Annotated in this window: 15 protein-coding genes; 10 read left to right on the forward strand and 5 right to left on the reverse strand. The window is 55.8% G+C overall.

Annotated features, from left to right (window positions below; translation table 11 throughout):
- Positions 1-371: 371 nt before the first annotated feature.
- The 5 genes from ACP7AL_RS12730 to terL all read left to right on the forward strand — a co-directional run bounded on the left by ACP7AL_RS12730 (position 372) and on the right by terL (position 5,106).
- Positions 372-710 (forward strand): hypothetical protein, encoded by a 339-nt coding sequence (locus ACP7AL_RS12730; protein WP_425991797.1) that lies wholly within the window; start codon positions 372-374, stop codon positions 708-710.
- A 197-nt stretch (positions 711-907) separates the two neighbouring features.
- A complete protein-coding gene (locus ACP7AL_RS12735) occupies positions 908-1,585 on the forward strand; it encodes a hypothetical protein (RefSeq protein WP_425991799.1) in 678 nt (225 codons plus the stop codon).
- Between the two features lie 386 nt (positions 1,586-1,971).
- Positions 1,972-3,279 carry a site-specific DNA-methyltransferase gene (locus ACP7AL_RS12740; RefSeq protein WP_425992935.1) on the forward strand — a complete coding sequence of 436 codons (1,308 nt, stop codon included), beginning with the start codon at positions 1,972-1,974 and terminating at the stop codon, positions 3,277-3,279.
- Between the two features lie 4 nt (positions 3,280-3,283).
- Positions 3,284-3,706 (forward strand): DUF5681 domain-containing protein, encoded by a 423-nt coding sequence (locus tag ACP7AL_RS12745; protein WP_425991801.1) that lies wholly within the window; start codon positions 3,284-3,286, stop codon positions 3,704-3,706.
- A 5-nt stretch (positions 3,707-3,711) separates the two neighbouring features.
- Positions 3,712-5,106, forward strand: a complete 1,395-nt coding sequence (gene terL / locus ACP7AL_RS12750; RefSeq protein WP_425991803.1) for a phage terminase large subunit — start codon at positions 3,712-3,714, stop codon at positions 5,104-5,106.
- A gap of 149 nt (positions 5,107-5,255) precedes the next feature.
- On the opposite strand, the gene ACP7AL_RS12755 is transcribed toward terL, so the two are convergent.
- Positions 5,256-5,825 (reverse strand): hypothetical protein, encoded by a 570-nt coding sequence (locus ACP7AL_RS12755; protein ID WP_425991805.1) that lies wholly within the window; start codon positions 5,823-5,825, stop codon positions 5,256-5,258.
- 214 nt (positions 5,826-6,039) lie between these two features.
- Here ACP7AL_RS12755 and ACP7AL_RS12760 point away from each other — a divergent pair, with 214 nt between their 5' ends.
- The 5 genes from ACP7AL_RS12760 to ACP7AL_RS12780 all read left to right on the forward strand — a co-directional run bounded on the left by ACP7AL_RS12760 (position 6,040) and on the right by ACP7AL_RS12780 (position 9,123).
- Entirely contained in the window at positions 6,040-6,315 is a 276-nt protein-coding gene (locus ACP7AL_RS12760; RefSeq protein ID WP_425992937.1) for a helix-turn-helix domain-containing protein, read from the forward strand.
- Between the two features lie 135 nt (positions 6,316-6,450).
- Positions 6,451-6,672 (forward strand): hypothetical protein, encoded by a 222-nt coding sequence (locus ACP7AL_RS12765; protein WP_425992939.1) that lies wholly within the window; start codon positions 6,451-6,453, stop codon positions 6,670-6,672.
- Between the two features lie 96 nt (positions 6,673-6,768).
- Positions 6,769-7,116: a DUF3489 domain-containing protein gene (locus ACP7AL_RS12770; RefSeq protein WP_425991807.1), complete on the forward strand. Its 348-nt coding sequence runs from the start codon at positions 6,769-6,771 to the stop codon at positions 7,114-7,116.
- Between the two features lie 17 nt (positions 7,117-7,133).
- Positions 7,134-7,598, forward strand: a complete 465-nt coding sequence (locus ACP7AL_RS12775; protein ID WP_425991809.1) for a DUF2924 domain-containing protein — start codon at positions 7,134-7,136, stop codon at positions 7,596-7,598.
- On the forward strand, positions 7,588-9,123 hold the full coding sequence (locus tag ACP7AL_RS12780; protein ID WP_425992941.1) for a recombinase family protein: 1,536 nt from the start codon (positions 7,588-7,590) through the stop codon (positions 9,121-9,123). Before ACP7AL_RS12775 ends, ACP7AL_RS12780 begins: the two co-directional genes overlap by 11 nt.
- A gap of 232 nt (positions 9,124-9,355) precedes the next feature.
- Here ACP7AL_RS12780 and ACP7AL_RS12785 read toward each other — a convergent pair whose 3' ends face one another.
- From ACP7AL_RS12785 to ACP7AL_RS12800, 4 genes are all read right to left on the reverse strand, one after another.
- The gene (locus ACP7AL_RS12785) at positions 9,356-11,416 is read right to left on the reverse strand and encodes a hypothetical protein (RefSeq protein ID WP_425991810.1); all 2,061 of its coding nucleotides are present in this window, start codon (positions 11,414-11,416) and stop codon (positions 9,356-9,358) included.
- 65 nt (positions 11,417-11,481) lie between these two features.
- Positions 11,482-11,967, reverse strand: a complete 486-nt coding sequence (locus ACP7AL_RS12790; RefSeq protein WP_425991812.1) for a hypothetical protein — start codon at positions 11,965-11,967, stop codon at positions 11,482-11,484.
- Between the two features lie 22 nt (positions 11,968-11,989).
- Entirely contained in the window at positions 11,990-13,447 is a 1,458-nt protein-coding gene (locus ACP7AL_RS12795; protein ID WP_425991814.1) for an SAVED domain-containing protein, read from the reverse strand.
- 9 nt (positions 13,448-13,456) lie between these two features.
- On the reverse strand, positions 13,457-14,329 hold the full coding sequence (locus ACP7AL_RS12800) for an SMODS domain-containing nucleotidyltransferase (protein WP_425991816.1): 873 nt from the start codon (positions 14,327-14,329) through the stop codon (positions 13,457-13,459).
- Between the last annotated feature and the right edge of the window lies 1 nt (position 14,330).

Here is a 14,330-nt window from a genome sequence, read left to right on the forward strand (position 1 = left end):
TGCAACAAGATTCTTGCGAAATGAATAGCAACGAGCTCAGGCATGTACCCGGCTACCGGAAGCAGCGCGTAGCGTCGGCTCGTCCGAAACTAGTAGGCGTCAACGGCCTGGGGTTGTTGGTTCTAAGCGGCACGGAGAGCGTCTCAAAATCTGAGACGTCTAAACCGGTCCCTTTATCGGAGGCTGACGGGCTTTTAGAGAAAGACACAAGGGGCAACATCATCGCAGTTAACCTCGTCAACCCAGCGATGGGTTCATCGATATGAATGAATGTTCAAGGGCTTATCGAAAATTTAATTTGGAGAGCTGGAACGGATATCTCCCATCGTAATTATTGCTCCACATGACATGTATTTGGAGTCAGGAAAGAAATGAAAAAACTAGCTATCGCATTTGCCGTCGGTGCAGCGGCGCTCCTCGGCGGTTCCGCCGCCAATGCAGCAGACAACTCGGTGAAGGCGCAGGCTGCAACCCACACTGCGCAAATTAATGAGTTCAGTTCGCAGCATCGGCGTCATCGTCATCACTCACGCCATAGACACGTTCGCCCTTACGGTGGGGGCTACGGCTACTATGCTCCGCAGGCTTACTATGCCCCACAGCCTTATTATTATGGCGGTGGACCGAGCATCGGATTTGGTTTCGGAGGCGGACATTTTGGCGGACACCATGGTGGTCATCACGGCGGACACCAGTGGGGCCACCACTGAAAACTGGAGAAGCAAAAAGCCCGCAGAAGTGCGGGCTTTTTAGTGCAGGTTTCATCCCCTAAGACACTTATCCATCATTACGCGAAAAAACCCACGGATCGGATCTGATTGCAGCCGCACCGGAACGGGTCACTCTGCACTTGACATAGATACTCCGAGCTCACCAACCTGAGAATCTTGGGTACGCGAGGCTCGACATGACAGTCCACATCAATCTTAGCGACCGGAAACCTTACATGCTTTCTGTTGCGGACGCGGTCGCGGCGCTCAGCGACGAAGCAGGCTTTCAATCCGGCGATCAAGCTAGGATAACATGTGGCGATTTAACGCTGCCATCGGGCGAGGCTGTCACTCTCACTGGACTTCTATTTGAGCGCGGTAATCGCCACGTTTACACAGTTTGGTTGCGCAGCTCAAAAATATGCCGTGCCAGATATCGGTCGGAGTCGATTGATTTCGAAACCGTTGAGTTGGCGGACGCCATGGTTGACAGCGATGTTAATGTGACCCTGATCGACGGCAGGGTTATCCGAGCAGTTCAAATTACTCCGGCGAAGTTGCCGTACAAAACCACCGAACGTGATTGGCAGATCGTCCATCAGACGATTTCATCGGCGGAAGCGGAGGATCGGTGTTACGCTCTTCCGGCCGGTTCTCAAGGGCCTGACTTCATTGCGATGGCGCGCGAATTGAACCTTCTCAATTACAGTGCTCTTCGAGACTTGGACAATGTTCCGTATCTGAAGGTAATACAGGGCGACCTGCTCAAGCATAATCCGAACAGCAAGGTTGTATCGGAGCAAAAGATCTCCGACACCTTGAGCAAGTTTGGAATTCGTCACAAAAGGGCGCGCCCCCGCCGTGCCACAATTTGAGTTTGATCAGCGCGGCTGACAACGACATCCCGTGTGACATCATTAGCTTCCATGCAATGGAGGCATACAATGTCCACGATTTTTGTCACAGTTTCTAAGCGTGCGATTGAGGATATGAAACGTCGGGCGCGTGAAGCGGCCGATCGCGGACCGTTGGAAGGAATCCTTGACGGTCCACAGCGGCTCAGTGTGTTGAAGCGCTTTTTGGCCAAACCAAAAGCGAACAGGCAAGCCCGCCGCCGGCGTACAAAAGCCTCGGAAAACCGATCTTAAATCTTGCCACAATCTCACATTGATCGCGATTGATGCGTTCAGCAAAAAAATGATGGATGTAAGAGCTCCCTTCGAAATGAAAGGAGCTCACTGTGACCCACGACCGCGTCGTCATGACGCTTGTACGCTCATTGCGAGCGCCCAAACGTAAAACAAGAACGCACTCAAAAAAGCAAATCCGACAAATCGCAAACCTAGTCCTTTGTTACGGTTGGACCTATCCAATTTTGATCGATGAGGACGGCACCATTATTTGCGGCTATGGCCGCTATCTCGCCGCGCTCGAACTCGGGCTTAAGGAAGTGCCGACAATAATCATGTCGGGCCTAAGCAACGCCAAGAAGCGCCTCCTTACTATAGCGGACAACAAGATCCCGACGAACGCGGGATGGGATTATCCGGTTCTTGCAGCGGAGCTCGGCGAGCTCGCGGTTCTGCTTCCTGAATGTCAGCTCAATATCGAACTCACCGGCTTTGAGGCTGCTGAGATTGACAACTTGATGAGCGATCACCTCGACTCTGAGCGTGAGCCTGGCGATGCCGTACCCGAGATAGAAGCCAAGGCCGTCAGTCGGACGGGTGATTTATGGACGCTGTCCAAACATCGTCTGTTGTGCGGGGATTCCAGAGAGCCCGGGCACGTCAGAAAGCTGATGGGCACCGCCCGGGCTGCCATGGTGTTTACGGACCCACCTTACAATGTTCGAGTTAGCTCCGTTCAGGGTCGCGGCAAAATCAAGCACCGCGAGTTTGCCGCAGCTTCCGGCGAGATGTCGCGCGCCGAGTTCACTGAATTCCTTACCAGCTGGATGCACTTGGCCGCTCGGTATTTAGAGGACGGTTCAATCGTCTTCTGCTGCATGGACTGGCGGCACGTTGGCGAGTGCCTTGCGGCCGGCGAAGAAGCTTTCACTGAGCTCAAAAACATAATCGCTTGGGTCAAAACCAACGCTGGGCAAGGCAGCTTCTACCGCTCCCAGCATGAGCTAATCCTTGTGTTCAAGAACGGCACTGGCCGCCACCAGAACAATATCGAACTCGGCAAGTTTGGCCGCTCCAGATCGAACGTCTGGGAGTACGCCGGCGTCAATACGTTCCGCAAAGATCGCCTCGCCGAGCTGACCGTTCACCCAACGGTCAAACCCGTTGCCCTGGTGGCCGACGCCATGCGGGACTGTTCGCGTCGTGGCGACATTGTGCTCGATCCTTTTATGGGATCCGGCACCACCATTCTTGCCGCCGAAAAGGTCAGCCGACGCGCCTACGGCATCGAAATCGATCCTTTGTACGTCGACGTTGCTATCCGCCGTTGGCAGGAATTCACCAAGCGCGACGCGGTTCTCGTGGCCACCGGCCAGACGTTCGACGAGGTGACCGCCGAGCGATCCGCTTCCCCTGCTCTCAAACGCGTAAGGATCTAACACAATGGCTTCGATCCCAAAAATTGAGCGTGTCTTCCGCAAGCGGGTGCGGCTGAAGTCGAGCGACGAAGATGTCGGCTACGGCAAGCCGCCAAAGGCAAATCAATTCAAGCCCGGAAAAAGCGGCAATCCAAAAGGCCGACCCAAGGGCGCCAAAAGTGAGGCCACCATTTTGGTAGGGCTATTGAATCGCAAAATCGAAATCCGCCAGAACGGCAAGGTTCGCAAGATCACCATATTGGAGGGAATTTTTCATAAGCTCGCAGAGGATTCACTCAAGGGCAACACCAAGAGCGCAGCCTTCGTGTTGAACCGTTTGGCTGCAATCGCATCGACAGACAGCACAGAGACTGAGGTCAATCCGGACGACAAGGCGGTGCTTCATGCTTACCTGAGCAAATTCCGATCGAATCCCGATAAGGAGTGAACACAGTGAAGGATCAAGATCTTCTGCACTCCATTCTGCGCAACGACTTCGAAAGCTTCCTCCATCGCTGCTTTCTCATGCTCAATCCGGGTGCTGAGTACCTGCCGAATTGGCACATCAAGGCGATTGCGCACCAGCTTCAGCTCATTCGAGAGGGCAAGGTCAACCGTCTAATCCTCAACATGCCGCCGCGGTACTTAAAGTCGCTTACGGTGTCGGTCATTTTGCCGGCATTTTTGCTAGGCCATGAACCTCAGTTGCGGATCTTTGGCGTGAGCTACAGCAATGATCTCTCGGCCAAACACGCAGCCGACTTCCGGGCGATTGTTCAGTCCGCTTGGTATCGAAAAACGTTTCCGACGATGCGCGTCGATCGTATTGCGGATTCCGACGTCTTCACCACCAGACGCGGCTTTCGCCGGTCAACTTCCGTTTCGGCAACGCTGACGGGCCTCGGCGGTGACATCATCATTCTGGATGATCCGCAAAAGCCAGTAGATGCGCAATCCGACACGCTGCGTAATTCCCTGAACCAGTGGTTCACGAATACCCTGCTCTCGCGGCTCGACAATAAAGCGACGGGCGTCATCATTCTGGTCATGCAGCGGGTTCATCTTCACGACCTGACGGGATTTCTGGTCGAAAATTCCAAGGACTGGAAGGTCCTCAGCCTGCCTGCCATTGCCGAGGTCGATGAGAAAGTGGAGATCGGTGAAGGGCAGTTCCACGCGCGCCGCGCCGGCCAAGCTCTTCATCCCGCGTACGAGACTCTCGCAACGCTGGAAAAGCTTCGCACCGAAATGGGTTCCGGAATCTTCGGCGCCCAGTATCAGCAATCTCCAGTTCCCGACGGCGGCGGGATGATCAAACGTGATTGGCTGCGCTACTACGATCAATTGCCGGAACGCAGCTATCGAACCAAAGTCATTCAATCGTGGGACACGGCCGCCAAGGTCGGTAGCCAGAACGACTGGTCAGTCTGCACGACATGGTTGTTGGTAGATAAACACTTCTATCTGATGGACGTCACAAGGGGACGTTATGAGTATCCCCAGCTACGCGCCACTGCGATTGCGCTCGCGCAACGATACGACCCACTCAAAATACTGGTTGAGGATGCATCAACCGGTATCGCTCTGGCTCAAGAGCTTAAGCAAAGCGGTATCTACACGGTCATGCCCGTGCCCATCGAGCGCGATAAGCAAGGCCGCCTGTTCGTGCACCAAGCCAAGTTTGAAGGTGGTCTCGTGCTGTTTCCCCGGAAAGCGCCTTTCTTGGCGCAGCTCGAAACCGAGCTTCTGACCTTCCCGCAGGGCAAACACGATGATCAGGTCGATAGTCTCAGCCAAGCGCTTTCGTACAAGGGCGGCTATGATACGACGCTATCTTGGGTGGGGTGAATGCGCGATCAAATGGTTGATATGCGCAGCAACGCGATGTTCGATGTTGCATCAAGCTGATTAGCGCCCAACAGAGTCCGCCTTCTAGGAAGGCGCGAATCGATACGAACATCGCTCGCTCGTAGCGCGAGGAGGGCGAGGTTGTGCGACTAGAGCTTGCGGATCGATGAGAAACGCATGGTGAAGACCGGGCTCTTCATCGATCCAGCGATAGTCACGCTTTGCTCTCCCACGCAGTCGAGGTTCGACGGAAAGAACCCGCCCGAGAACCTCACGGTGTCGCCACGCTTCATTGCGGCGAGAGACTTGAAAAACTGGGTATCTGGGTCAATCAGGGTCTTATCAGAATAGTCCGATATGGCGTTATTCCAGGTTGAAACTTGCAAGCCGGGCGCAAGTTCAAGGGTGATCACGCCTTTGCCATCGCCGTTGGTAGAGAGATAGGCGACTTTACCGATCCATCCCGAGGCGCTCTGGCCTTGGAGAGCGCTACAAATCGTCTTCTGCCTGGCATTGCGCATTCCGCCTGCGGCCAATTCATTCGGAGCCGATGTGAACTTGGATCGTGCCTGCGTGATGGCGGCTATGAAGCGGGCCTGATCGGATGGCAGAGGGACGCTCGGAGCCGGTGGCACCGCACTCCGGCCACCGCCGACAAGTGCTCCGACGACGATAAATCCCAGTGCGCAGCCCAAGGCCGCCTTGATCACAATATTCATCAACAACTCCCAACTTTTGCTTCGTGTGCCCGTCCGCCGCGCCTCGAAAGCCCGGCTTGGGTGGGTCAGCACATCGCTTCCCGTGGGGTAGAAGTCCACGAGGACTAGGGCCATCGGTGCCACTATCGCCAACCTCAGTTAATATAATCCTATTTTGGGATAATCCATTTTCAGGATCAAATTGCTCGCCGCCGATTCACGGCCCGGGCGGCGTATGCAAAAGACCCTCAAATCCGCGGATTATGCCCGGTTAATCGACCTGCTTGTCGCAGTGCGAAAATCAGCGGACATCCGGCAACAAGCCTTGGCCAGGAAACTCGGCCGACCTCAATCCTTTGTCGCCAAGTATGAGAACGGCGAACGCCGCCTTGATATCATCGAGTTCACGGCCATTGCGCGCGCGCTTGGCGCCGATCCGGTCAAACTGTTCAAAGACTACGTTGGCGGAAAAGGCGCACCCAAGGCCGCGGCCAAGCGCCCGGCCAAATAGGCCGTGCAGCTTAGGTATCCTGTTGGATCATTTTGTGATCCGGACCGGCTGATAAGAGCCACTAGATTGCTGCGTTTCTGCTCGACTTCGCTGGCACGTGGAGCGTCACTGTCGCCGTAAACCGGAGGCAGAATGATGGATCGCAAAATTACAGAACAGGCAATTGGCCTAATCCTTACCGAGATCGGTATTCGCCTTGGCGAGGCCGCGCGGATTGCCAAGGCCGCCGAGGCCTGCGCGCTGGCTGGCAGCGTAGCTGAAGGCGTAAGAGTTTCGATGGATCTCGAACAGATATTCTATGAGACCGGCCGCTTGCAGGATGCAGCTTCGCTACTCAACCGGTTGTCGAGCGAGTAAAGCTCTCTCCAACTGAAAGGTTCTCGGCCCGTCGGCAACCGACGGGCTTGCGGCAGTGGCGGCACATGATGCTGTCATGCACGCAGGAGAACTGAAATGGCCACCAGCAATCGAAAGCCCCCTCGCAAGACCGGACGATCCACACCGGCAGCAAAGCGATCGGCGAAATCTGCTCCGAAAGCTCAGTCGCCCGCGCCGAAGAAGCCGGTAACGCCGAAGTCGCCGAAGGTGGTCGTGTCCAAACAGGACAAGGTGATTGAGATGCTCCGCGCCCCGTCCGGAACTACCGTCGCCGCCATCATGAAAGCAACTGATTGGCAGCAACATTCAGTGCGCGGCTTCTTCGCTGGAGCCGTGCGGAAGAAGCTCAAGCTAAACCTGACGTCAGCGAAAACTGATGGCCAGCGCGTGTACCGGATCACAAAACCGGGCACCGCGAAATGATCCGAGCCTCCTTACCCATGAAGTCAGCCGATCCGGCGGTGGAAGCCGAACTGGATCGGCTGGCAACAGCTCCTATTGTCGAACTGCGCAAACGTTACCGGGAAGTACTGCGAACGGATCCGCCAAAAGCGTTCGGTCCGGATCTGCTCCGGCGCAGCATCGCCCATCGGATTCAGGAAAAGGCCTATGGCCGACTGCCCGGTCCGACCAAGCGCCTCCTAGACCAGCTCGTGAAAGCCATGGCCGCTAAGCCCAACGGAAAGCTCGATTTACCGCGCCGGATCAAGCCCGGCTCCGAGCTGGTTCGGACATGGAAGGGAAAGACCTACCGCGTCGTGGTTCGTCCGGACGGCTTTGCCTATGAGGGCAAAACCTATGCAGGCCTCTCCGAGATCGCATCCTTGATTGCCGGGACCAACTGGAATGGACCGCGGTTCTTCGGGCTACGGTCCAAGTCTCAAGGTGCCGCAGATGGCAAGTAGCGTTCCCAAAACCCTCCGCTGCGCGATCTATACGCGCAAATCGACCGAGCATGGCCTCGAGCTGGAATTCAATTCGCTCGATGCCCAACGGGAGGCTTGCGAGGCGTATATAAAGAGCCAGGCATCGCTCGGCTGGAAGGTCATCAAGCAGCCCTATGACGACCCGGCATTCTCCGGCGGCAACCTTGAACGCCCTGCCCTCCAGCAACTTTTGAAGGATATCGACGCCGGCAAGGTCGATGTGGTCGTCGTCTACAAGATCGACCGCCTCACCCGTTCACTGGCTGATTTCGCCAAACTGGTCGAGGCGTTCGACGCCAGATCGATCTCTTTCGTGGCCGTGACCCAGCAGTTTAATACCACCACCTCGATGGGACGGCTCACACTGAACGTCCTGCTGTCGTTCGCCCAATTCGAGCGCGAGCTGTCCTCGGAGCGCGTCCGGGACAAGGTGGCAGCCTCCCGTAGGAAAGGAAAATGGACTGGCGGCACGGTGCCGCTCGGTTATGTGGCCAAGGACAAGAAACTCGTCATCGATCCCACCGAAGCAGAAACCGTCCGCATCATCTTTCGGCGTTACATCGATTTGCAATCGTTTAGCCGCCTTGTAACCGATCTCGACAAGCGTGGCATCGTGACCAAGCGGCGGAACACCAAGGTCAAGAAGTTCAACGGCGGCATCCCGTTCACCTACGGCCCCCTTGCTCATTTCCTGAAAAACCGAGTTTACATCGGTGAGACTGGTCACGGCGGCAAATGGTATCCCGGCGAGCATAAGGCGATCATCGACCGCAAAACCTTCGACAAGGTTCAAGAACTGTTGGCGTCGAGCAAGACTAAAAGGAAGGTGAAACGATCTGAAAGCGGTGCTCTCCTGATGGGCAAACTCTTTGATGATCGCGGAAATGCCATGAGCCCGAGCTTTTCGTCGAAGAATGGTGCCCGCTATCGTTTCTATGTCAGCTCAGCCCTACTGCGCGGCCGCAAAGCCGATGCCGGATCGGTCGCACGCGTCCCGGCTTCCGATATCGAACAGGCGCTGATCAATGCCTTGCGGGAAAGGTTGAAGATCGGTCAGGCCGTGACGAATGCGGATATTGTTGGGAGCTTTGTGTCACGTGCCGAACTAAGTAGCCGCGCTATCAAAATTACCGCCACGCCAGCAGCAAAGATTCGATCGAACAAATTCTCGATCCCTTGGCAGATGTTCCAACCGAGTTCGGCAACTATCATTGAGGAGAACGGCGAACGGCAGCCCGATGCAAAACTGGTTCAAGCCATTGTTCGAGCCCATGCATGGCTACGTGATCTGCAGAACAACAGCTTCGACACCGTCGAGGCGCTAGCGGCTTCTGTTAACCTGCACCCAAAGTTGGTACGCCAGGAGCTGCGCTATGCGTTTTTGTCGCCGAATATCGCCGGCGCTATCTTTAACGGAGATCAGCCAGCGACGTTGTCCTTGGTGCTGATCCCGAAGACTCTGCCGCTTACATGGCGCGACCAATACCAGGCTTTGGGCTTCTGATCAGGCCTTTAACTCTCAGCGTTTCATGACCGGAACGACACGTGCCAAACCGCTTCATATTTAAGACAGCATCAATCAACGCGCACGATATCGTTGTCGCGCCCCTCGTCGAGGGCAAGCTGTCGCGACAGGTACTGTAGAGACTGCACATGCCCCTGCACTTTCGACATTGAAAGGGCAGTTGGCAAAGTGCGTTTTCGCCGGATTTCGCCGGGTGAAGGCATCCGCGGAGTTACCGCTGCATGAAGGCAAGTTCGTAATAGAAGTCCGCTGTTCCCGTAACCACACCCCTCGTCTGCCACAGCGTTCTTTTGAACTCGGCGGGACCCGTCACGCCATCGAGCAGAGCAAGCAATTGCGGAACGCTCAAGAACCAGCAATGGAAAAAAGGCGCTCTGACTTCCATTTGTCCCGGGTGAAGCGCCGCAAACTGGTCGCGCAATTCATTCAACGAGGCGTTGAGGGCCGTCATCTTCTTGTTCACCAAGGGGTCAGGGCTTGTAAAAGACGCGTTCATTATTCCTTCGAGGAGTTGCTTAAGGAAAATCCGGTCTTGAAAGCTTCCATATTGAAGTAGCGAGACTGCAATGCGCTCGATGTGCCGACCTTTCAACTCCAACCTATACTTTTGGCCCTTCTCATCGAGGTCAATATAACCGTACTTCCGCAAGCGCACCTCGTGCCACCCCGCCTGAACTTGCGCGGAAACAAGGCTTTCGGCAAGGTCAAGCAGAACGTGCGCATCTGACCCGGCTTGAGCGCGACGGGTGAATGGCTTCTTCTTGATTTCAAAGAAGACGATCACTTCTTCCGTCTCGACGACGATATCGCATTCGCCGTGCTCACGATCGACATCATAGTCGCCCGACACTGTCGTAATCTGATGGTCGTGAAACTTATCGCGCAAGAACGCCTCGATCGTAGCGCCAAGCTTCTGGTCCAGCTTCTGCTCGGTGCTTCGCGCTGCTCCTAGAATGGCTTCAAAGCAAGACGTTGAACACATCGACCGATCCAGCAGCCAATACGTTTTCTCATCCGCGGTAAGTAGAGGACGTGTGTAAAAATTGTGACCGAGTTCTCGGCCACCCGGATCGTCCGTCGGCCCGTCCGTCGGTTTCGAGAAATTCGGATTTGCCCCCGTTTTTGGATGACTGAACACCTCGTTAAGAGCGGCCGTGACGGTGATGAGATCAAGGCCTGACTGCGCGGTTAAAATCTTGTCGGTATCGAACGAGTGAGGTCCCCGCTTTGCCTTGGAGCCGTCCAGCAATACCTGAAGGATCGTCAGCAGGTCGTTCAGGGTCCAGCCGCCGCCCCGCTTCTCGTCGAGATCAAGGTCACGGAGGATGCCTCGAATAATGGTGTCCATATCGGAGGCTCGGATTTGCGGAAGGCGAAAGAGCGTGTCGAATTGCGCGACCTCACGGAGATACACAATGAGTTCGGCTGCATCCATGTTCCGCCAGACGCTCGGTGCGTATTCCTGCACGTCGAACACGGCGGCGTAGTCACTTGCCAAACGAAGCATACTTAACCAGTTCGCATCGGTGTCTTGGTTTGGCTTCTTCCCAATGAAGTGCTTCGCCGCAAGCATAAGGATATAGCCAAACGGTATCTGGGGCTTCCCACCACCGATCATGCTAGGCCGCTTGACCAGATCATACCGTTCGTACACCTCGCGATAGAGCGGCGTGATCTGAGCAAAGACACGGCGTGCAGCGTTCAGTCCGCCAATCTGCGCTATGGCTGCTTCGAGCCTTTCAACTAAGAGCATTTCGGACTCTGGTGCCAGGCTCAGGTAATGCCCTGTTCGCAGCAGCTTGCAGCCCGCTTCGCGCAAGCGTCTAGCGGCCCTTGCCAGTTCGAACTCGCGGGTGTGGGTGTTCTCGCGCGTCGCGCTCGTGTCCCAGTTGCTTACGCGCGTGTGATCGAACGCATGCCGGATTGCCGCGTTCCAATCGCCTTTGATATCGCCGGGAGTTGCGCCTTCTGCGCGAACGGCATCTCGTAGGTGCTCCAGAACCTCGAAATACGGATCGAGCGGCTTCCCGTCGAGCACGTGATCCTGAATGAGCTCTTCAAGAAGGTCACGGCAACGCTTCCAAACGGTCTGCCGGCCGGCGGGAAAAGCCAAGACGATTTTCCGGTAAAGTTCTTGCGCCGCTTCGTTTCGCGAAAAGGAACTTTCGACCGGCAGTCCGACATACTCGTAGAGTGCTTCCAAGCTATCTAGTTTTGGAGTGATCTCGTCAGGGCACGCGTCAACTGCGGCTTCAAATTCTTGAAGGTTCATCCGCAAATTCCTCTTTGGTGTCAGAGCTAAGGCTTTTACTCCAATGGATTGTGAAAAAACTTGGCTCAAAAGTATTGCTGAGGTTCCTGAAAGGCTGACGATACATCGGGCAGCGCCTGCAGAATCATGTCGAGCACGGCCAACGCATCCGTCATCAAACCCTCGTCTCGCTCGCGGTTTGCCGGAAACAGCTTGTTGCCGTGAAAGAGATTGTTGCGGACACGCCAAGTCGCGCCGATCAAATCGGAGGTCGTCTCGATGGCAGCGGGCTGCGCACCGAATTCCACGCCGCCGTTGCCACCGACGAGAAAGTGCTTCGGCGGGATTGCGATCAAAGTCTCAGCCATCTGCGCAGAATGAACGGCCGCAAAGAATTCAGCTCCGAGGCGGACGACAAGGCTCGGCTGACCAATCTGCGCCACCTCCCCCTCCGCCGTGAAGCGGAGCAGGCGACGCTGCTTCAACGCGAATTCCATTCGGGCGAATTTGGCGAAGAACCGCAGCGTCAGGTCTGGTGGTAGCCCGTTGAGGAGCTGTTCGGTCGTAAGCATGCGAGTTTCGCCCTCACGTGGATTACGTTCGAAGCAAGGCGCTCGGAACATAGCTGGGGTCTTGGTACTCAAACAGCTGAACCTCACCAATGGACGTCAGCTGTTGCCCGACAAACACGGAAAGCGCAAAGGGTCCGTAGAAGAACAGTCGCGTTGTCCGCACTTGACGCGCCTTCAGAAGAACTCCGAGCCGTTCACGAATGGCTGATGCCATCGCAATTGCATCCTCGGCTCCGCCGATGGATAGGGCTCCTTGGCTTGACGGAGAAAGAAAGACATACGCTTGCGGTATCTGCCCGGTTGATTGAACATAGCGCAAAACGTCCTCGCGCCCATCGCCGCGAATGTTCAGGCCAAGCACTAGGTCAGCGCCGGTTGGTTGTCCCTCGATGATTTCTTCTTCCAATCGATAGTTCGGGGTTGGCGTTGCATCGGATCGCCACGGCTCCTTGGCGGGCGGCTGGGGTATCTCAAATGTCCAGCCTCCCACATTCGGAAAAGCCGCGCCGAGCGCAACTCCGGTCGACAACGCACATTTGCCTCGAAGGCGAATGCTCCGAACAGCGCCTGCCGCGAGAATTTTGGACTTAAGGGCATTGATCTGCGGGATCAGGTCTGAATTCCAAACATCAGCGGTCGGAACCCGGCGGGACTGCCGGTCAAAATGCGCGGTCCAGTCTAACTCGTAGTCCGCTGGCGGATCGAAAGCCTCTTTCGTCCAATTCTGAAGCCAAAGCGTCACCCTCGCTTCGGAAGACAAGCTGGATAGGACGGCAGCACGAAGGAAACCCTCGATCGACGAGCGATCAAGAACATTTCCCTTGCTTGCACTGACATAGCGGATCATCTCGGCGTAAGCCGGCTGCACCATCGCGCGGATTTTGTCGGCAAACTCTGGATGCTTCAGGAGGCGCGCAATGAAAATGTCAAGAGCACGCTCATCATGCGCAAGGTCACCATGGCCAACTTCGATAAAAACTTTATCGTGAATAAATTGGATCTGCGCATCGTTCAAAGCATGGCTGCGCATACGCGCATCCACATCTTCTTTCGTCGGTGCTAGGGCGGAAGGCGCATCGTCATAAAATGGGCTCGCATTGCGCAACCGCGCGAGCCCTGTCTCGACCGGACGAAGCTGCTGAGAAAGTGACGGACAGGCTAGCGTGAAACGCTCATACACGCCGGGCATGCCCGCGTCGCTTGTCATGAAGGTATCGACAACCTCCTTGAACTCGCTCGGCGTAACATCATGATCCTTCGTTTGGATGTGCTGCCGCGTTGACTTTCCATCGGCGACGTACCGCACATCGATGTCGCCGGTACCTTCGGAAAATATCTGCTGGAAGCCGCCTTGAGTCAGCCAAACAGGTAAGTGGCACACCGTGTAGCGCGTCTGAAAATCAAAGCCCTTGCCTCCCACGATACCGCCCATGGCAGACGGGGTGACGAGAGAGCCTGGATTTAATGGTGCTTTCGCCATCGTGTTGACCTATTGCCCGAAAGTAGAGCCAAACAGCTTACGCCAGAGCTTCTTGCTTTCCGCCTCATCGATCGCGTCAAGGGCTTGGCGAGCTGTTTGAGCAGCCGACTTCACTTGGTCGAGAAACGCGTCGAAGTCACCGCTCGACCATCGCTTTGCCACGTTGACCGACGGATAGCCCGGATCGGGCATTTGGGGCACCATATTCGTTCCGCGGTACCAGCTGTAACTATTGTGGATGCCTTCAAGCACGTTCACGACAGCACAAGCATAGGAAATCGGATTTCCTATGGCCTGATGGATCAGCGTTTCCAGAATGTATGACCTCGGCTTCGACTTCTCGGTCGGCAGCCGGTCGCGCCATGACTTGAGCAATTTAGCCGTCGGAACGTAGTAGCCGTCTGTCGCTTTGTTCCTGCTCGTTGACGCAGCGAGCTGGCCCTTAGGATGGGCCTGCACCCACTCCTTTGCGTCGCGATCCGGAATCCAGAGAGGGCCATCATCGGCAGACATCGGTGTGCCCGGAACAATGTCAAGCCACACACCCTTGGCTGCGCTTGCCCCGATCGAACGCCCCTGGAGCCGCGTTTCACTGTAGTATTTTGAAAGCACGCCCTTCAACCAACTCAATACCACCTCCGGCTCGGTGATGGTGTGGTCAATGTCGACCAAGCATATCACGTCGACGTCGTTGATGTTGTGGATCGCGGTATGCCGCGCGTACGAGCCCGATAAGAACGTGTCCTTATGCGCGTCCTTTGCTTCGTCGTCGCTCTTGAGCTTTTCGCGAACTTTCTCATGGGCAGACTTGGCCTTCGAGACCGCGTCCTCGTCTGGCTCAATTGAGCTAAGATAGGTGCTGAAACTGCCATTAAGCTCCACG

The sequence above is a fragment of the Afipia sp. DC4300-2b1 genome (assembly GCF_049895725.1).
In the GTDB taxonomy this organism is placed as follows: domain Bacteria; phylum Pseudomonadota; class Alphaproteobacteria; order Rhizobiales; family Xanthobacteraceae; genus Afipia; species Afipia broomeae.